The organism is Leucobacter aridicollis (assembly GCF_013409595.1).
Lineage (GTDB): Bacteria > Actinomycetota > Actinomycetes > Actinomycetales > Microbacteriaceae > Leucobacter > Leucobacter aridicollis.
In genome coordinates this window covers 943,933-960,997 of the sequence record NZ_JACCBD010000001.1, presented here as the reverse complement: position 1 = coordinate 960,997, position 17,065 = coordinate 943,933, and the positions used below count along the sequence as shown (strand labels likewise).

At 60.9% G+C, this 17,065-nt stretch carries 20 protein-coding genes; 15 read left to right on the top strand and 5 right to left on the bottom strand.

The window, feature by feature from the left end; all coding sequences use genetic code 11:
- The first annotated feature begins 31 nt into the window (after nt 1–31).
- The 5 genes from BJ960_RS04415 (at nt 32) to BJ960_RS04395 (ending at nt 1,960) form a co-directional block, all read left to right on the top strand.
- Nucleotides 32–247, top strand: coding sequence for a hypothetical protein (locus BJ960_RS04415; RefSeq protein ID WP_185986418.1), 216 nt, complete (start codon nt 32–34; stop codon nt 245–247).
- Nucleotides 240–809, top strand: coding sequence for a phage tail tube protein (locus BJ960_RS04410; RefSeq protein WP_185986417.1), 570 nt, complete (start codon nt 240–242; stop codon nt 807–809). Before BJ960_RS04415 ends, BJ960_RS04410 begins: the two co-directional genes overlap by 8 nt.
- A 90-nt stretch (nt 810–899) precedes the next feature.
- Nucleotides 900–1,310 carry a hypothetical protein gene (locus BJ960_RS04405; protein ID WP_185986416.1) on the top strand — a complete coding sequence of 137 codons (411 nt, stop codon included), beginning with the start codon at nt 900–902 and terminating at the stop codon, nt 1,308–1,310.
- 35 nt (nt 1,311–1,345) lie between these two features.
- Complete coding sequence (locus tag BJ960_RS04400; RefSeq protein WP_185986415.1) at nt 1,346–1,696, top strand: hypothetical protein; 351 nt, start codon at nt 1,346–1,348, stop codon at nt 1,694–1,696.
- Between the two features lie 9 nt (nt 1,697–1,705).
- Nucleotides 1,706–1,960: a hypothetical protein gene (locus BJ960_RS04395; RefSeq protein WP_185986414.1), complete on the top strand. Its 255-nt coding sequence runs from the start codon at nt 1,706–1,708 to the stop codon at nt 1,958–1,960.
- 75 nt (nt 1,961–2,035) lie between these two features.
- On the opposite strand, the gene BJ960_RS04390 is transcribed toward BJ960_RS04395, so the two are convergent.
- Nucleotides 2,036–2,761, bottom strand: a complete 726-nt coding sequence (locus BJ960_RS04390; RefSeq protein WP_185986413.1) for a hypothetical protein — start codon at nt 2,759–2,761, stop codon at nt 2,036–2,038.
- 30 nt (nt 2,762–2,791) lie between these two features.
- Between BJ960_RS04390 and BJ960_RS16975 the strand changes: the two genes are divergently transcribed.
- The 5 genes from BJ960_RS16975 to BJ960_RS16435 all read left to right on the top strand — a co-directional run bounded on the left by BJ960_RS16975 (nt 2,792) and on the right by BJ960_RS16435 (nt 12,629).
- The gene (locus BJ960_RS16975) at nt 2,792–7,132 is read left to right on the top strand and encodes a tape measure protein (RefSeq protein ID WP_185986412.1); all 4,341 of its coding nucleotides are present in this window, start codon (nt 2,792–2,794) and stop codon (nt 7,130–7,132) included.
- An 84-nt stretch (nt 7,133–7,216) separates the two neighbouring features.
- Nucleotides 7,217–10,450, top strand: a complete 3,234-nt coding sequence (locus tag BJ960_RS04380) for a hypothetical protein (protein WP_185986411.1) — start codon at nt 7,217–7,219, stop codon at nt 10,448–10,450.
- A gap of 15 nt (nt 10,451–10,465) precedes the next feature.
- Nucleotides 10,466–11,509, top strand: coding sequence for a hypothetical protein (locus BJ960_RS04375; RefSeq protein WP_185986410.1), 1,044 nt, complete (start codon nt 10,466–10,468; stop codon nt 11,507–11,509).
- Nucleotides 11,506–12,105, top strand: coding sequence for a hypothetical protein (locus BJ960_RS04370; RefSeq protein WP_185986409.1), 600 nt, complete (start codon nt 11,506–11,508; stop codon nt 12,103–12,105). The genes BJ960_RS04375 and BJ960_RS04370 overlap by 4 nt, the downstream gene beginning before the upstream one ends.
- 8 nt (nt 12,106–12,113) lie before the next feature.
- On the top strand, nt 12,114–12,629 hold the full coding sequence (locus BJ960_RS16435; protein ID WP_202229182.1) for a hypothetical protein: 516 nt from the start codon (nt 12,114–12,116) through the stop codon (nt 12,627–12,629).
- Nucleotides 12,630–12,689: 60 nt separating this feature from the next.
- Here BJ960_RS16435 and BJ960_RS04360 read toward each other — a convergent pair whose 3' ends face one another.
- Nucleotides 12,690–13,352, bottom strand: coding sequence for a hypothetical protein (locus tag BJ960_RS04360; RefSeq protein ID WP_185986408.1), 663 nt, complete (start codon nt 13,350–13,352; stop codon nt 12,690–12,692).
- Between the two features lie 113 nt (nt 13,353–13,465).
- On the opposite strand from BJ960_RS04360, the gene BJ960_RS04355 reads away from it, so the two are divergent.
- Genes BJ960_RS04355 through BJ960_RS04345 form a run of 3 tightly spaced genes read left to right on the top strand, consistent with a single transcriptional unit; the run spans nt 13,466 to nt 14,664 of the window.
- Nucleotides 13,466–14,116, top strand: coding sequence for a M23 family metallopeptidase (locus tag BJ960_RS04355; RefSeq protein WP_185986407.1), 651 nt, complete (start codon nt 13,466–13,468; stop codon nt 14,114–14,116).
- Nucleotides 14,113–14,358: a hypothetical protein gene (locus BJ960_RS04350; protein ID WP_185986406.1), complete on the top strand. Its 246-nt coding sequence runs from the start codon at nt 14,113–14,115 to the stop codon at nt 14,356–14,358. Before BJ960_RS04355 ends, BJ960_RS04350 begins: the two co-directional genes overlap by 4 nt.
- A 9-nt stretch (nt 14,359–14,367) precedes the next feature.
- Entirely contained in the window at nt 14,368–14,664 is a 297-nt protein-coding gene (locus tag BJ960_RS04345) for a hypothetical protein (RefSeq protein WP_185986405.1), read from the top strand.
- Between the two features lie 478 nt (nt 14,665–15,142).
- Here BJ960_RS04345 and BJ960_RS04340 read toward each other — a convergent pair whose 3' ends face one another.
- A complete protein-coding gene (locus BJ960_RS04340; protein WP_185986404.1) occupies nt 15,143–15,421 on the bottom strand; it encodes a hypothetical protein in 279 nt (92 codons plus the stop codon).
- Nucleotides 15,422–15,476: 55 nt separating this feature from the next.
- On the opposite strand from BJ960_RS04340, the gene BJ960_RS04335 reads away from it, so the two are divergent.
- Nucleotides 15,477–15,677, top strand: a complete 201-nt coding sequence (locus BJ960_RS04335) for a hypothetical protein (protein ID WP_185986403.1) — start codon at nt 15,477–15,479, stop codon at nt 15,675–15,677.
- 285 nt (nt 15,678–15,962) lie between these two features.
- Here the strand turns inward: BJ960_RS04335 and BJ960_RS04330 are convergent, their stop codons facing one another.
- Together BJ960_RS04330 and BJ960_RS04325 are read right to left on the bottom strand one after the other, a co-directional pair.
- The gene (locus tag BJ960_RS04330) at nt 15,963–16,265 is read right to left on the bottom strand and encodes a hypothetical protein (RefSeq protein ID WP_185986402.1); all 303 of its coding nucleotides are present in this window, start codon (nt 16,263–16,265) and stop codon (nt 15,963–15,965) included.
- A 222-nt stretch (nt 16,266–16,487) separates the two neighbouring features.
- Complete coding sequence (locus BJ960_RS04325; protein WP_185986401.1) at nt 16,488–16,766, bottom strand: hypothetical protein; 279 nt, start codon at nt 16,764–16,766, stop codon at nt 16,488–16,490.
- Here BJ960_RS04325 and BJ960_RS04320 point away from each other — a divergent pair.
- Nucleotides 16,753–17,049, top strand: a complete 297-nt coding sequence (locus BJ960_RS04320; RefSeq protein WP_221936274.1) for a hypothetical protein — start codon at nt 16,753–16,755, stop codon at nt 17,047–17,049. The genes BJ960_RS04325 and BJ960_RS04320 overlap by 14 nt on opposite strands.
- The last annotated feature ends 16 nt before the right edge of the window (nt 17,050–17,065 follow it).

Below are 17,065 nucleotides of genomic sequence, written 5' to 3'. Positions count from 1 at the left end.
GGGCCTTTCTCATTTCAAGGAGGTGCCGCCGATGACGCATGTCCAGGTGGTGAACCGTCAGGAGATTGACGGCAAGGAACGCAAGCGCGGCGAGGTGATCGAGGTGTCCCACGGGCTTGCTCGTGACCTGATCGCGGCAGGCAAGGTTCGTGCGGCAGAAGCGCCGGGCGACATCGAATCGAAGGGCGCTGGCAAGGATTCCCCGAAGCCTGCTCCCGCAACCAAGGAGGTGGCCAAGAATGGCTGAACTTTACACAAAGGATGATGTCCGCGTCTGGGGTTCGCTTGGCGGTGCCGTTTTCTGGGCGCCTAAGGGCACTGCGCTCCCCGAGACTTTTGATGAGGCGCTCGACCCAGCATTCACGCCAGTCGGGATCCTCTCAGAGGATGGCGTCAACGAGGGGCTCTCGGTCGACACGAACAAGATCAAGGGCTGGCCTGGCGGTCAGACAGTTCGTGTCACGAACACGTCGACCGAGAAAACCATTGGCTTCACGATGCTTGAGAACTCGCCACTCGCCGCGGAGCTGTACTACGGGGCCGACAAGGTCGTGAAGGCCGGCACTGGTGCTCGTATCGACATCCCTGAGGCTGTCGGCGTTGTCGAGGGCACTGCCGTAATTGAGAAGCACGACGGTGACGTTGTTGAGCGTCGCTGCATCGAGCTCGGGCAGGTGTCCGAGCGTGGCGACCAGTCCTCGAACAACGAGGACGCTGCCGGCAAGGAAGTAACTCTCGAGTCGGTCGGGAAGGACTACATCCTGACCAACGCTCCGGCGTTCGTTGAGGCTGCGGTCACCGTCCCGTAACTAGACCGCCTGGGGCGCGTGGTGACTCCGCGCCCCAGGCACACCCCCCGCTGAGTCACACACAACATCTTTCAAAGAAATGGAGTCACCATGACTGAAACCACTGATCACTCGCCCGCAGCGATCGAAGCTGATGAGCTGGACGAACTGCGAGCGAAGGTTCGCGAGCTCGAAGCTCGAGACGCTCAGATCGAGCACGCCGAGGCGGCGCTCTCCACGCGTGACCGCTCGCCCGCCAAGCCGCAGGACCACAAGCCCGCAGACGCTGACCTTGTGACGATCGAGCACGCGGGTGTGACGTTCACGACCACGCGCGGCTCGCTCGGATCTCTGCGTACCCTCGACATGCTCGAGCGCAATCAGATCACCTCAGCACTGCGCCGCGTCATCGGAGACAAGAGCTTCGAGGAGTTCCTCGATAAGAACCCCGATGCTGGCGCAGAGCAGGCCGGCGAGCTTCTCAACGCGATTGCGGAGAAGGTCGGCGAAAAAAACTCCTAACGCTCGTCGGCTTGATCGGTGAGGCACGTGCTCGTTTGAACGCTGACCTGCAGCGTGTCTACGGCGTGTGCCTCACCGACATGTACGAGGGGCGAATCCCAGTGCTCGACGTTGCAGACTTCGCAGTCCATCTGCCTCGCGGTGGCGCGGTTCACCGTTGGGTGGGCGGCTGGGCTGCCCTGACAGCCCAGGAAGAACACCTTGTGAATGTCGAGCACCTCCTGAACGCGCAGATCGCTCAGACAGCCGGGAAGAGGAGCGCACCGCCCTTCCCGGACGCGCCCAAGGGTGAACGGGACGCGGAAGTGGCGAAGGCCCGCGCCGAGGAAAAACGGGCGTCGCGAGCTCGCGCTCTCGCTTCGATGCAGAACCGGATCAACGGATAGGCGGACACCATGGCAAGACGCGATGTGAAGGTGAAGCTCAAGCTCACCGGGCTGAACAAGCTCATGACATCTGCGCCCGTGCAGTCGCGTGTTAACGAGCAAGCTGCACGGGTGAGCGCAGCGGCGGGATCAAAGTTTGAGATGGTCGTCCAGGGGAAGCGCCCGAGCCGCCGTACTGCCCGCGCGTATGTCCAGCCCCGTGAGGGTGTGCGCCTTTCTGACGCTGACCGGATCGCGCTGTTGAGGGCTCTCGAGGGTTCGTAGACGCACTATGGGCGCAGGCGGCGGCCGTCTTCTAGCTGGACTGCTGCCTGCGTCTCCGAAGCTTGGCGAGGGAACTCACGACGATGCCGCGATTCTGTTCACGTCTGCCGCGAACTGGCGCATCTTGGTTTCGTCTTTTGCTGGGCCTTCGATAATTACAGCTTCTCCGTCTGGGAACTCGACTGTCACGTAGCCCTTGGCAGTGTTCTTTTTGAAGAGTCCTCCGACGATTGCGCCTGCTGGCCCTGCAATAACCGCTCCGGCCCCGATCCGAGTGAGTGTGGGCCTCGAATGGTCGGCGCCAGACTCGAACAACGCCGAAGCCCCTGCGATTGATTTTGCACCAGTTGGCGTTGCAAACAAGCCACCCGACACCTTATGGCCTGCGTAGCTAATGACTTCAAAGCTCCGAGATGTGATTTCTTTCTCGGTGGCGTGGGCCGCAGCCTGCTCAGCGAGCGCCGCCTTGGCTCCTTCGCTTCGGGACCGCACCAGCGCATTCACTGCATCGCGGAGCTCAACAAAATGCGGCGCTTGCTTTGCCGTGAAGAGCACCGAGTGCGAGTCAAGCCCTTTAAGTACTTGCGGGTGTCCAGGCGTCAGAAACGCAATTGACCCGTTTGCCTTCTCCGAGGGATGCGCGAACCAAACCTGTGTCACCGCGTTGGCGTTGATCGATGTCGGCTTGCCTCCGTACCCGATCTTCCCTCGAAGCCCTGGGCGCTCGATCTGGATCGTGCTGCCGTCAAACAGGACTCTTCCCGTGTGCCCGTCCGCGGTGATGGTTCCATTCTCAGCCATGCGCTGAGCCTATCAATTTGGAGGTGCCGCATGGCGGTTACTGGAGCTGAGATTGCAAGCGCATACGTAACGCTGCAGGTAAAGATGCCCGGGGTTGGCGCAGACATTAACCGAGCGCTTGGCGGCAGCGACACTCAGCGGGTCCTTGCCGACAACGGTAAGTCGATTGGGGCGGCACTAACAGGTGCCATTGGTGGCGCTGTTGCAGTAGCGACGTCGAAGGCAGTGAGCATGGTCACTGGCGCGATCGGCGACGCGGTGAAGCGTGTCGACACCATGAACAACTTTCCGAAGATCATGAAGAACCTTGGCTACTCCGCCAAGGACGCCACCAAGTCGATCAACAAGATGTCCGACGGGCTCAAAGGCCTGCCGACCTCGCTCGATTCGATGGCAGGGATGGTGCAGCAGCTCGCCCCGTTGACAGGTGGGCTCGGCGAAGCCACTGACCTTTCACTGGCGCTAAACAATGCGCTCCTTGCTGGCGGTAAGAGCACGGACATTCAGGCGAACGCCATGGAGCAGTACACCCAGATGCTCGCGATCGGCAAGGTCGACATGGCCGCGTGGCGCTCGATGGTCGCCGCCATGCCTGGCCAGATGGATCAGCTATCCGTGTCCCTCCTTGGTGCGGGCAACAAGTCGATGGATCTCTATGAGGCCATGAAGTCAGGCAAAGTCACATTCGCCGAGTTCAACGACGCCGTACTGAAGCTGAACTCCGAGGGCGTTGGGGCGTTTGCCTCGTTTGAGCAGCAAGCCCGTGACTCGACTGACGGCATCGGCACTGGCTGGGCGAACCTGCAAACTGCGATCACCCGCAACCTTGCGACCATCATCCAGAAACTCAAGCCAACAATCGACGCATTTCTGGTTGGAGCTACTCAGATCGCGAACGCTCTCGGGCCCGCAGCAATTGGCGTCATTGATGTTGCGCTTGCTGTCGGAGAGTGGGCGGCAGCGAATAAGGATTGGCTAATCCCGGCGACCGCAGTTGTAGGCGCTTTGGTCGCCTACTACAAGGCGGTGCAACTCGTCCGAGCAGTGAAGGTGGCCTATGCAGCGGCCTCGTATGGGGCAATCGGCGCCACCTATGCAAGCGGGATCGCTTCGAAGATCGGTGCTGCCGCATACGCGATTCAGAATTCGTCGCTAGTTCGCCTCATTGCTTCGCTGCGTGCAAACGAAGCGCTCTCGTTGCGGAGCAAGATCGCAATTGTCGCGTCAACTGTTGCGACTAGCGGCGCCACCATTGCCCAGCGAGCCCTTAACGTAGCGCTGAAGGCCAACCCAATCGGGCTAGTGATCACTGCAGTAACGGCCCTGGTTGGCGCTCTTGTGTGGTTCGTCACTCAGACCGACACGGGCAAGGCGATCTGGGGCGAGTTCACCCGTTTCTTGGGTGAGGCGTGGGCGAACGTTTCCGGGTTCTTCAAGACCGTTTGGGAGACAGTCCTAAAGCCCGTTTTTGACGGCGTGGCCGCGGTTGTCACCTGGATTTGGCAGACAATCCTGCAACCGACGTTCCAGTTCATCAGCTTCGCGTTCGCTGTCATGGCGGGCATTTTTGTTGGCGTCTATGAGGCGATCCTGAAGCCGGTGTTTGATGCGATCGGCAAGATCGTCGGCTGGTTGTGGAACACGATTGTGAAGCCCTATTTCGGGCTCATCAAGGCGTACTTCGTGGTCATCGGAAACATCGTGTCCTGGCTATGGACCAACGCCGTGCAGCCGGCATTCAACTTCATCGGTGCAATCATCCGGTCGGTATGGGTCGGTTTTATCAAGCCCGTATTTGACGCGATGTGGGCGATCATCAAGAACACGCTCGGCCCGGTATTTACCTGGCTGCGTGACACGGTGATCGCGCCAGTCTGGAATGGCATCAAAGCTGTCATCGACAGTGTTTGGAAGAACGGCATCAAGCCGGTCATCGACACGATGGTTCGGATTGTGAAGAGCGACCCGAAGAAGGCGTTCGAGGCCGCTCGCGACGGCATTAAGACGGCGTGGGAGGCGATCAAGGAGATCGCGAAGAAGCCCGTCCGCTTCGTCGTTGAGACAGTCATCAACGGGCTGATCGGGACGATGAACAAGATCCCGGGAGTGAACCTCTCAAAGGTGTCCTTGCCAAAGGGTTTCTCTGACGGCGGGTACACCGGCAACATCTCTGCGAACGCGGTCGCTGGCGTCGTCCACGGTGACGAGCATGTCATCCGGTCCGCGTCGCGTCGCGCGATCGAGGCGCGCCATCCAGGCTTGCTCGATCACATGAACCGATTCGGTTCAGTACCTGGCTATAAGAGGGGTGGACTCGTTCACCCACTGCCAGGCGCTGTTGTGACGACGAACTGGATGGGTTACCCGAACCACACTGGTATCGACCTCGCGAAGCCCCAAGGCACGCCAATCCAGGCGGCCGCTGACGGGATCGTTTCGAAGCAGTTCTACCACGTGAATTACGGCAACATGGTCGACCTCGATCATGGCGGCGGCATGTCAACGCGTTACGCGCACATGCTTGCCAACGTTGCGGTGAAGCTCGGCCAGGTCGTGAAGGCCGGCCAGGTCATCGGGTACGAGGGTTCAACCGGTAACTCGACTGGCCCGCACCTTCACTTCGAGGTGTTGCGGAACGGGAACCCGACAGACCCGGCGCCGTACCTTTCGGGGGCTTCGAGCATCAACCCTGTCATGAGCATGGTCGGTGGTCTCATCGACTTCGCGACTGGCGCGTTCAGCAAGGCGTTCCCTGGCGGCGGCATGTGGATCGAAGCCGCGGGCGGAATCATGAAGTCCGGCGTAAAGAGCGTCGTGGACTGGGCGACTGAGAAGCTGTCGATTGGTGGGGCGAAGCTCTACGATCAGGGCGGCATCATCCCGCACGGTGGTGTGGGAGTGAACCTCTCGGGGAAGCCGGAAGCGGTCCTCACGAATGATGAGGCTCGAGGCTACAAGGCGCTCATGCGTGCGTTGTCTGGTTCGGGTGGTCTGCAGGGTGTCGGCGGCAATGTCCTTGATGGGCTTGTTGCTGGGCTGCGTGGCGGGCGTTCTGGTGTTGAGGGTGCGGTGCGTGAGGTCACTTCGGCGATCATTGGCACCGCGAACCGTGAGCTCGACATTCATTCGCCGTCGCGTGTGTTCCGCACGATCGGTAAGTACATCGGTGCTGGCTTGAGCGCCGGAATTACGGGTTCTGTCGCGGCCACACGGACGGCTACAGAGCGCCTGGTGCGTTCGGTCGTGACTGGGTTCGATCAGCTCGGTGGTGAGCGGTCATCGCTGCAGAAGAAGCTCGATAAGGCGCTGGGTAACTGGCGTACTTCGAAGGCTGGCACGAAGGCGAAGGCTGCATACGCGGCTCAGATCGCGGACTACAGTCAGCAGATCGCGCAAATCAATTCCACGATTGGTGCGCCTGGGAAGTCGAAGGGGCCGGCGCTTATCGCGCAGCTCACGGCACAGACGACGAAGCTGAACGCTATCGCGTTGCAGCGTGCACAGGTGGCGAAGAAACTCGCTGCCGCTCAGAAGGTGCTTGCTGAGTCTGCCGATCAGATGGCGGACTGGTCTGCGGGCATCCAGGAGAAGATCAACGGCCTTGGCGGTATCGCCTCGAAGTCGACGGTCCCCGGGATGGTCGCTAACCTAACGAAGCGTATCGAGCAGACCAAGACGTTCGCGCAGACGATTGCGAAGCTGAAGAGTCTCGGGCTCGACGGCGCGTCGATGCAGGAGCTCACCGAGCAGTTCGCGTCGACTGGTTCTTCGCGTGCGGCGGAAGCGTTGCTCGCGTCGGGTAAGTCTGGCGTGAAGCAGGTGGTCGATCTCCGTAAGCAGCTTGATGCTGCGGGCGGGGCGCTCGGCGATCAGGTGGGCGCTGTCCTGTACCAGGCAGGTATTGATTCTGCGAAGGGCCTCATCAAGGGGCTGCAGTCGCAGGAGAAAGCGTTGCAGGCGCAGGCGCAGAAGATCGCTGACACCATCACTCAGACAGTGAAGCGGACCCTCAAGATCAAGTCACCAAGCCGGGTCATGGATGGCCTGGGTCAGTGGACTGGTTTGGGGTTTGCTGGCGGTCTTGAGGCGACTCAGCCGATTGTGGCGAGCGCGGCTGAGGCGCTGTTCCGTGTCCCTGATTCGTTTGGGGATTCGTTGCAGGCGTCGCGGCAGCGTGCGAAGAGTCACGCACTTGACCTGTCGGCTGCTTCGCAGGGTGGCGGCGGTATCACTGCTGGCCAGCGCTTGTACATCGTCTTGGACGACGGTACGGCGCTTGGCGGGTATGTGGATCGTCGCGCGGATTCTGTGGTGCGGCGCGAGGTGGGTTCGCAGTCTCGTGGTTCGTTCCGTCGTGATGGCGGGTTCTAGAGCCCCTTTGCTGGGCGCTTTCTTGTTTCTGAGGGCGGCACTCCTTTTGCGGGGTGTCGCCCTCTCCCGATGAAGGGGGCTGTTTTGGCGACTTCGAATGGTGCCGTTCAGAATAACGGGCAGATCCAGTGGGTGTACTCGGTTTCGGGTGTCTCGCAGGGGTCGACGTCTGTGGTTATCAAGGCGACGGCGTATTTCATGTCCGTTGCGCCGTACTCGCAGTACTTCAGCGGTACGAAGTCGTGGTCTGGCACGTGGGGGTCTGGTTCTGGTGCGCAGGCGTACAACCTGCCCGCTGGCACTCGAGTTGCGATCGTCGCTACAAGCGGTACATCAGTTACGTTGACGGACGCGCAACAGACGCGCTCGTTCACGGCCACCGCGTACCATTTCTTCGGCTCTACGACGTCCACGCTGACGGTGAAGATTCCGCCCCGGTATGCGCGGACGCCAACCGGGCTCACGATCACTCGCAGCTCGGACACTTCGCACCGGCTGAACTGGACGCGCAATTCGACGTATACGTCCGTGGTGGTGCAGCGCCAAACAAATGGTGGTGCCTGGACTCAGGTTGGGCGCCCGACAGGGAACGCATACACGTGGACGGATACGAGCACCAAGGCGGGCAACAAGTACGCCTACCGTGTCGCTGGTGTTGGAGGCTCCGGCCAGTCTGCGTTCTCGAATGTAGCGACGGTGTTCACGTCGCCGCTCGCGCCCACGGGAGTGACGGCGACACGTTCAGGCACGGGCATCCGTGTGGACGCGTCGGGGAAACCTGCGCATGCGACGAGCTACAACATCCGTGACGGCGCGACGACTGTCGCGTCTGGGGTGTCGCTGCCGTGGACGCACGCGAACCCGAACCCTGCGGTGCCGCACGAGTACACGGTGCAGGGTGTCGTGTCAGGGCTTGCCGGCGCGTGGTCGGCGAAGTCAAACACCGTGCAACTCATTTCGAAGCCGCTCCCACCTACCGGGCTCACCCCGAATGGTGCAGTGTCAGTGTCCGATGACCTGACCCGGTTTTCGTGGAAACACAACCCCGTCGATTCGTCCGAGCAGACCGCCGCCGAGTACCGGCGCCGGTTGAAAGACACGACGACATGGAGCACCTCGACTGTCGGGGGTGAGGAGCAGCTCACGCGGCTCCTCGAGGCTGGCGAATACGAGTGGCAGATCCGCACGAAGGGCGCTCACCCTGACTGGTCCGAGTGGTCTGCGGTCGCGATCTTCACGGTCATTGACCGTCCGGGCGTCGCAGTCATCTCCCCTGACGAGTTGTGGACGAAACGCACAGTCACGGCGGAGTGGTCTTGGGATCAGCCGCAGGGCAGGCCGCAGTCGGCATGGGAGGCGATCCTTCTTGGTCCTGACGGCGAGATTGAACGCAAGACTGGCACGGGCGCTACGACGAAGGTGCAGTTCGCGGCGAAGGTCGCGGACAACATCGAATACGGCGTGAAGGTTCGCGCGGCAGCGGGCGACATCTGGTCTGAGCCTGCCGAGCAGTGGTTCCTCGTCATGGTCCCGCCCGCCGCACCGGCCGACATGAGCGGTGCTTGGTCTGAGGATTCGGGGGCTGTCACGCTTAACGTGCAGGACGGGCGAGGTGGCGAGCGAGCACCGGTCACCAACCATTTTGATAACCCGAACTTTGTGGGTGACGGGACTTGGGTGGAGATCAGGCGGAACGCACGCGCCAATTCCAGTTTCGAGCGCGGCTCGACTGCATATTGGGGCAGCAATGCCGGCCGCCCTGGCGTGACTCTCGCTCTTGAGACGGCAGAGGTGCATTCCGGACAGTATGCATGCAAGGTGACATCTGAGGGTTTGGAAATCTCGGCGGGGATCAACTCTACGAACACGTACCCGATGACGTGCCCGAATGGGGTCGTCACTTCGAGCGCGTGGGTGAAGGCTCCCGCTGGGCTCAGGATGCGTGCCGACTTGCAGGAGCGAGACACGTCGAATGTCTATCTGAATCAGAAGACTCTCAATTTCGAGGGCACTGGCGATTGGGAGCGCATCCGAATCACTCGTGACGATATTCAGCCTGGCAACCGGGTAACGTTCGCCGTGTCGATCAGGTTCGCTGAAGCGGGGGTGTTCTACGTTGACGACTATCTGACCGAATGGTCAGAAGAACTCGGAGGCTGGTTCGGTGACGAGATTGTTGGTTCGGACATCGAGCGCGGCGAGGATTTCCGGGTCAGGTTCGACGGCACGGATTCCGTGTTGGAGGGCGAGCGTGCTCGCGGATTCATTACGGGTTCCGGGGCTGCGTTTATCAGCTCGTCGGTTGATGGCGTGCCAGCGGGCCGCCTCATCAACGTCAGCGGCGCGGCAAGTTCTGCTTATGCGGGGTTCGCGCTGCCTGACGCTCTGATTGCGTCGGGTGGCGTGTTCCAGGCGATCAAGTATCAGGAGTCGGAGATCGCGCGGGCGGCTGGCGGTTACGGAATCCGGGCAAGTTCGGTTATCTATCAAACGCCGTTCGACAACGTCGCGGGGCATAGTCCGCACCGTGTCGAGTTCCCGCCTGGTGTTTCGATCAAGTACGTCTATTTTGGTTCGCAGGGTTACCCCGGTGGCGGGGACGTGTATTGGACGGCTCCCGGCCTGTTCGGGCCTGGGTATGTCGGCCCGGCGTTCAGCGGGTCTTCGGGCCTGGTGAAGGTCGGCGATACGTGGATGTCTGCCGCTTGGGACGGCGCAGTCGATAACTCGACTTCGACTATCCACACTGCACCGCCTGCGGTTCGTGTGGACGTTGAGCGATCTGTTAACGGCGGGCTCTCGTGGGAGACGTTTATCGAGGGCGGAGATCTGCCTGTCGTTGAGACTGACCCGCAAGCGCTCTCGAACGGGACGACGCTCTACCGTGTCACGACGTACTCGGCAGACGATGCGGCATCGGTCGTGGTTCATGAGGTCGAGGCGAACTCGCCAGCCGTCTGGCTGTCGGGCGGCCCTGGCTTCACTGACACGGCACGTCTCCCCTACGACCCCGAGGTCGACTTCTCGACATCGCGTGAGCGGATCTTGAAGCAGTACGCGGGCCGTGAGAAACCGGTCGTGTACTCGGGTGAAGCAGTCACGCGCACCGTGCAGTGGAGCGGAACGCTCCTCTCGCACGACAGTGAAGTGGCGAGCGTGGAAACGCTCGAGCGGATCTCGCAAGCCCCCGCACCGCTGCACCTGTACCGCGACCCGGACGGGCGGCACGTGAAGGGCATGCTCGCGCCGCTCAGCAAACAACGAGTCGCTGACGGCATGTGGTCGTATTCCACGTCGATTGAGGAAGCCGACGACTAAGAGAAGGAGTCACTCATGACTTTGCATAGTCACCGTGAACCCAGATGGGAGCACTGGCTTCTCGACTCGGAGGATGCGCGGATCGCGCGCCTTGATGGTGTGACGGGCGGCGGGGTTGAACTCGCCGCCCTGTCACGTCTCGGGGTGTCCGGGAGTATCGAGATTGATGAGCGCGGCCAGGATATTGACTGGCTGACTGCTCGAGTGCAGCATGTGTACGATCCGGGCGTTGAAGGTGTGGAGCCGTGGCCGGTCGCGACGATGCGGTTCACCTCCCCCAGGGATCGGCACACCTCTTTCGGTGTGTCGTATTCGGTGGAACTGCTGTCGAAGCTGTCGATCCTTGATTCGGCATCCCCGGGCGCGTTCTATTCCCTCGCTGAGGGGACACGCATCATCGACACGGTCGTATCGCTCATTCAAAGCACTGGCGAGAAACGCATTGCGGTCACCCCGTCAGATAAGACCCTCCCGAATCAGATGGTCTTCGACCCCGCGTCAACGATCCTCACGATCATCAACGAGCTCTTGAAAGCTGCAGGATATTGGTCGCTGTGGGTCGACGGGGCCGGCGTCTACCGCGTGGAACCCTACGAAGACCCCTCACAACGGCCAGAGTCGCACCGGTTCGAAAACGGCGACGCCCAAGTCCGGTTCCCTGACTGGGAGCGTGAGCAGGATCTGTCGAATGTCCCGAACGTGTACCGGGTGTACCGGGAAGGCAGCGACGAGGACGACGGCATCGAGGGCGTCTACCGGAACGAAGACGAGGAATCGCCGTTCTCGATCCCGCGCCGCGGGTTCATCATCGAGCGCAGCGAATCCGCCGAAGTCGAAACAGTGGAAGAGGCCGTGGAGCTCGCAACTCGTCGTCTGCGTGACGCAATGTCAGTCGTGGGGCGCATCACCGCATCTCACGCGCCACTCCCCCTCAACCCCAACGAGGTGATCCGGCACATCGATGGCACGACAGATGTTCGATGCACGATCCAATCCATGTCGCTCAGTTTTGAGACTGGCACGGAATGCCGGGCGGAATGGCGGGAGGTGACCGCATGAGCACAGGTGACATGCTGCACGAGCTGCAGCGGCGCGTCATTGATCTTGAAGCGCGGGTACTCGCGGCGCCCTCGCTTCGGTGGGCCACCATCGCATCCGTCACGCCTCTCACGTTCAAGCTTGACGGGCTCGATACACCAGTGGAGGGCACGCCTTCCACGACCGTGAGCGGCCTGTCACTCGGCGACCGTGTACAGGTAACCCTTCAAGCAGGCCGAGCGACCATCACAGGCCGCGCGAAAGGCACACAGAACAAGGTGCTGTGGGCTGGGACGCCGATCTATATGCATGCCGAGCAAGTCGCGACGCTCTCTGAACGGGTGAGCGACCAGGCGACAGGGATCGTTCTCGTCTGGCAGGCCTATGTCAACGGCGCTGTGAAGGACTACGACATTGTGTACGTCTTCGTTCCCAAATGGCACGTGGCCGGTGCGCTGAACGGCAAGGGCGTGCAGTGCACACTGTGGCCCGGCAACAGCGGCACCGCACCGCACCAGAAATACGTCTACGTCGTCAACGAACGCATCCTCGGCAACGCGATCAATGGAATCTCGCCGCGAACATCTCACGTGCTTACCGCCGTGCTCGGCGTCTAAGGAGACTCATGAACTATTTCACTCAATCGCAGATGAGGAACGACCATTTCCTGATCGACAGGGCCGGCATGTGTGCCGCGACGCTCGGGATCGCCGATGGGCTGCAATGGGCTGCAAGACGCATCATCGACCTCGTGGTGACGCCTGGCTGGGTCGAGGCGTACATGGCTGCGGGCGGCCGCCCAGAGGGTGACCCTGCCGGGTTGACGCTGACCCTTGGAGCCAGGCCAGATGTCATCACTGACGCGATGATCCTGGAAGCGGTGCGCCGCCTCGCAGGGATTCGCGAGGTGGAGCCGGAGCCGCTACCTGAGCCAGAGCCGGAACCGGCCCCTCAGGACGATGGGGAGTCGATACCTGACATGGCGCCGGACAGCCTCCCCGAGCCAGAGCCAGAGCCAGAGCCAGAGCCAGAGCCAGAGCCAGAGCCAGAGCCAGAGCCAGAGCCAGAGCCTATGATCCCCGAACCTGACGGCGATCCGGGCGACTTCCCGGCACCAGATACCCCGAGCCTCACCGAATAGGTGGGGCTTCGCTAAGTGAATGGCGCGCTCACTAAGAAGTGGTCGAGTTGGCCATGGGTGCTAAACGTCAACGACTGCCACGTCGTCTTCACCTTTCGTTTCCCACGGAAGTGTATGGATTGAGCCGCCAGCTAGCGCCTCATCGATAAGCGACTCGTCGATCTCTTCGCCGGCAACGACATGCTCTGCAACCCAATCGTAAATGTCCATTGCGTTGGTCACAGCTGTAGTCAGTCCTGCAATGATCCCGACAGTAATTGCAATGGTTTTCAAAGAGGCTTTGGACTTTGCTCGCTTCCCGAGGTGGCGTGCGCCCTGGGGTAGGTCCTTCTGAGCAAGCACTAGAGGAATGAACTCGCGAAGTAGTTTTGCGGTCTCGTCTGTCGAATCTGCGATTCTTGCGAGCGCTTTGGACTGAGCGTCCTCAACGATCGAATCGGCGGATTTTGATGGCTTGCTTGTGACTTCTTCCGCCGCTGCTTCGAAGATGCCCTGCACTTCAGCGAGAATCCTTCTGGACCATTCTGGCGCGTCAATCGGGATCGCCCGGGCATTCGAATCGAAGTTGTACCGTCCCTCCATCACACGCATCATGCGAGAACAGCCAGGCACCGGGCAGTAGTCGGCATTGCCACTGAATACAACGTCGGTCGAGTCTGAAATCTTGGCCGATATCGATTCTTGTGCCCCATGGACCGGACACAGTGCTGCTACAGGAGGCATGGCCCCAACTTACACGCTACGGAAGTTGCGTTCGCCCGGACTTCCCAGGACCCAACACAACTCATACAAGCCCCACCTCGGTGGGGCTTCTCTCATTTAAGGAAGGAGCACGCATGGCAATCGTGCTATCGCACCCCATCCCTGGTGCGCCGCTCTCCGACGCCTTCGGCTGGCGTGACGCTATCCCTGGCGTCATCGGTGCCGGCCTGCACAACGGGCAGGACTACAAGGCCAACGCGGGCACTCTCATCCGTGCCGCACACGGCGGAACCGTCGTCTATAACGGGTGGGATCCCACCGGCGGCGGTTGGATGATCCGAATCGACCACGGCGGCGGATACCACACGCTCTACCTCCACATGCGGGAGCAGTCGCCCCTCGTGAGGGTCGGCCAGCAGGTCAGCACCGGAGCCGGCATCGGCTACGTCGGATCCTCCGGCGCATCCACCGGGCCGCACCTGCATTTCATGCTCGAGAAGAACGGCACCTACGTCAACCCCGTGCCGTACATCAAGACGCCGGCCAAACCGAACACCTCAAAGCCCTCTGGGCAGAAAGAAGACGAAGACATGAACGTCATTGGATACATTCGCGACAAGGCCAAGGGCTCACAGGGCAGCGTGTACGCGCTGCAGGAGAACGGCCGCAAGCGCCTCATCAAGAAGGCCGAATGGAACTCGCTGCGCGCCCTCGAAGGGCAGGGAGTGAAGCTCCACGTCGCCGGCGTCGCGGCTGCGGACCTGAACGCGATCCCTAACGCATGAGCGATGAAGCACCGGGAGTGATTGTCACGCTCCCTGAGATCTACAAGAAGGTACTTGAGACCGACACGAAACTCGACAAAGTCATTGGTGCTGTCGAGCAGATGGTCGCCATCAACTCGAGGCTCGATAACCATGGTGAGCGGCTTCGAAAGATCGAGTCTCAGCTTGCGGCTCAGTGGATCGTGGTTGGGGTCGTCGTGACAGTCATTGGTGCCGCCGTCGTGAAGACAATCACAGGGTAAGGAGACCTCATGAATATTCAGTCTGTCCGTACGTTCGTTGCCGCCCTCGTTGGTGTGCTGATCGTGCGTCTTGTTGCCGCTATCCCGACTGTCGCTGACGTGTTCGCGTGGGTGGATGGCGTTTTCAAGGATGCCGGGTACGCGTCCATTTCGGCGCCCGCGCTCGTGCAGGCGGTTATTACGGCCGCGGTGATCCTGTTCTATCAGAAGGCGGCTCAGTGGCTTGGTGATCGTTGGCCGAACATTGAGAAGGTGTTGCTGGGCAGCTCTGCTCGCCCACATTACGAGCCTCGCTACGCCGCGTAGGATCCAGTTCATCGCGAGGGAGGCCCTCCCTCGCGATGAAACGGCCGCGCGATCCGCGCCATCCGCGCCATCCGCACTTATAGACGCGAATAGCCCCCGTGCTCGCTCCCGTTATGGGAGTTGAGCACGGGGGCTATTTGTCGTTTTACCAGGCGCTGCAGTCTTCACAGAGGCGCTTGCCCACTATCCGGTCGTACCTGTGTGGTCCGGGTGTGCCGCAGTTCTCGCATCGGCTGATCTTGACGAGAGGTGTTATTCCCAACTTTGTGTGTCTCCTACGCTTACCCCATGGATTCCCCCCTTTGACTATGTTAAGCGTTGGGAAAGGCGGGTGGGGTGCGTGGAAAAGGCGAGAACCCAGTTTCACGGCTCTTTGGGGAAGCGTAACTCTGGGTTCTCATTGCCCACCCTACACGCCTGTCAAGGATGATCGCCTTAGAGGAAGGTCCGGGTGTCTCTCGATAGCATTACGCCACAGTCAGGGTACAACTTCCACATGCACGACAGTCCACCCTGAAGGAGTTTGCGCCCACAGTTCCTCAAACGTCGCCGCCAAGATCTGCCGGGTCTGGTCTTGCCGCTGATATGCGCCCGCGGCCGTGACACCTTCATCGTCTTCGGTCACGCGGAGCGGGGTGCGGGAAAGTTCAAACCCTTCCGGGCGGTCGATTTCGATTCGGGCATAGATTTCATCGAGCGTTGCGCCCGACACTTCAAACTCGATTGATTCGTCCAGTCGTAGCGTGGCGTGGCGCATGGTCCCGATAGTAGCCTCTTCCACGCGGCGGGTGTGCCGGGATAGTGTGACCGGTATGGCAACGACAGAGCAGATCCTGGCGCGTAGTTTGAATGATGTCCGTGACGAGCTGTCGCTCTTCATGCAAGATGTCAGCGACGCTCCTGCTGGGAACCGGGTGTTCCAGGCCAGAGTTCAACGCATCCTTGAGTCGTTGACTGAGGCTGTGGAAGCGTTGGCTGACGACAGCGCCGGACGGGCAAACGAAGACGCGTGACCGGTGTCGCCGGCGTGGTTTTACGGACGTGGTGAGAGCCCGCCGGGAGCGAACACCACATCCGAATGGGCGGGCTCTTGTAGTTGATTTTACCGGGAACGTGTGTGGTCTCGGTGAATGTAACGGATCGCCGATCGGGCGACTAGATTCTTCGGTTCTGCCCGCTGAAGCCATCACGCATTGCACGTGCCGCGCTCTTCGCCCGCCCATTCTAAACACGAATAGCCCCCAGTAGGCCCGTTTCCTCTGTGATGGAGGCGGCAGGCTTACTGGGGGCTGTTTTCGTCATTTCTGGGGGGTGCCGTTTGGCGGTCCGACGCGGGTGCGCCCGGCTGCGTTGACTCGTTCAAGATCCCACAGCACAGAAGCGTTGGCTTCTTCGAGGGTGTCGTGCTGCGAGATGACGCGTCGTTTGGATGGTTCGGGGTGCCATTGCTGGACGAAGAACAGGGGTACGTTGTCGCGGTTTGCGACGCCGACAATCATCGCAACCGGGTGGTCTTTGGGGTAGCGCATGACGGCCCACAGGTTGGTGTCGATTTGCACGTATGGCATGCGTTCGCGTTCGATGTCGTTGGCTCGGCTCATGGCTTCCTCCGTTCGAAAGTTTGTTCGAACAGCGTACGTCTGCGCGCTGACATTCACGCTTGGTTGCGGAGCTCTTCTGCTTTCGCGTGGACGCGCGCACGGAGCTCGGCAATCTGCTCTGGTGTGCGTGCTTGGCTCAGGATTTGCGCGATGCGTGTCCTGGATAGGCCGATTTGGGCGTGAGTGAGTCCGGCGCTCCGAAGCGCGAGAATACGTTCCCGGTCAGGGGATGGTTTGGACATGCAGCATCTGCCACCCGTCGGGAACCTTGGCGTTGAGTTCTGGCATGGTTGCGGCTTCTACGACCTGTGTTTGGTCGCGCCGCTGATACGTGCCGGCCGCAGTGATGACGCCGCCAGTCTTGCCCATCTTCACGGGCGCTTTCACGAGATCGAAACCCTCGGGACGGTTTGCTTCGAGCTGTGCGTGGACCTCCTCGAGCGACGCCCCCGATGCCTCAAGCTCGACGGTTTCAACTAGTCGGATCGTGGCACGCAGCATGGCCTCAGGCTACCCGACCTTCAGCTATGAACCTGCTTTGGCTATGGTGGTGCTCATGTGTCAGTACCAGCCCACCTGCCCCACAACGCGTCATCGGGAAGGGACTACGTGCCCTGAACGGGTCCGCATTCAGAAGCACAACCAGAAGGTACAAAAACGCAACGCGGAGGTGCGTGAGCACAACCGCAAGGTTGATCTTGAGAACCGGGTCGGGGCGGTCGTCGCAATTGTCGCTGTTGTTGCTGTCGCGGCTCTTGCCGTTTGGTGGTTCCTGCTGCGCTGAGGCTTCCCATCACGCT

Excerpts from the sequence above, each read along its gene's own strand:
- BJ960_RS04415 (WP_185986418.1), top strand. The coding sequence starts at position 32 with ATGACGCATGTCCAGGTGGTGAACCGTCAGGAGATTGACGGCAAGGAA.
- BJ960_RS04410 (WP_185986417.1), top strand. The coding sequence starts at position 240 with ATGGCTGAACTTTACACAAAGGATGATGTCCGCGTCTGGGGTTCGCTT.
- BJ960_RS04405 (WP_185986416.1), top strand. The coding sequence starts at position 900 with ATGACTGAAACCACTGATCACTCGCCCGCAGCGATCGAAGCTGATGAG.
- BJ960_RS04395 (WP_185986414.1), top strand. The coding sequence starts at position 1,706 with ATGGCAAGACGCGATGTGAAGGTGAAGCTCAAGCTCACCGGGCTGAAC.
- BJ960_RS04390 (WP_185986413.1), bottom strand. The coding sequence starts at position 2,761 with ATGGCTGAGAATGGAACCATCACCGCGGACGGGCACACGGGAAGAGTC.
- BJ960_RS16975 (WP_185986412.1), top strand. The coding sequence starts at position 2,792 with ATGGCGGTTACTGGAGCTGAGATTGCAAGCGCATACGTAACGCTGCAG.
- BJ960_RS04375 (WP_185986410.1), top strand. The coding sequence starts at position 10,466 with ATGACTTTGCATAGTCACCGTGAACCCAGATGGGAGCACTGGCTTCTC.
- BJ960_RS04370 (WP_185986409.1), top strand. The coding sequence starts at position 11,506 with ATGAGCACAGGTGACATGCTGCACGAGCTGCAGCGGCGCGTCATTGAT.
- BJ960_RS16435 (WP_202229182.1), top strand. The coding sequence starts at position 12,114 with ATGAACTATTTCACTCAATCGCAGATGAGGAACGACCATTTCCTGATC.
- BJ960_RS04360 (WP_185986408.1), bottom strand. The coding sequence starts at position 13,352 with ATGCCTCCTGTAGCAGCACTGTGTCCGGTCCATGGGGCACAAGAATCG.
- BJ960_RS04355 (WP_185986407.1), top strand. The coding sequence starts at position 13,466 with ATGGCAATCGTGCTATCGCACCCCATCCCTGGTGCGCCGCTCTCCGAC.
- BJ960_RS04350 (WP_185986406.1), top strand. The coding sequence starts at position 14,113 with ATGAGCGATGAAGCACCGGGAGTGATTGTCACGCTCCCTGAGATCTAC.
- BJ960_RS04345 (WP_185986405.1), top strand. The coding sequence starts at position 14,368 with ATGAATATTCAGTCTGTCCGTACGTTCGTTGCCGCCCTCGTTGGTGTG.
- BJ960_RS04340 (WP_185986404.1), bottom strand. The coding sequence starts at position 15,421 with ATGCGCCACGCCACGCTACGACTGGACGAATCAATCGAGTTTGAAGTG.
- BJ960_RS04335 (WP_185986403.1), top strand. The coding sequence starts at position 15,477 with ATGGCAACGACAGAGCAGATCCTGGCGCGTAGTTTGAATGATGTCCGT.
- BJ960_RS04330 (WP_185986402.1), bottom strand. The coding sequence starts at position 16,265 with ATGAGCCGAGCCAACGACATCGAACGCGAACGCATGCCATACGTGCAA.
- BJ960_RS04325 (WP_185986401.1), bottom strand. The coding sequence starts at position 16,766 with ATGCTGCGTGCCACGATCCGACTAGTTGAAACCGTCGAGCTTGAGGCA.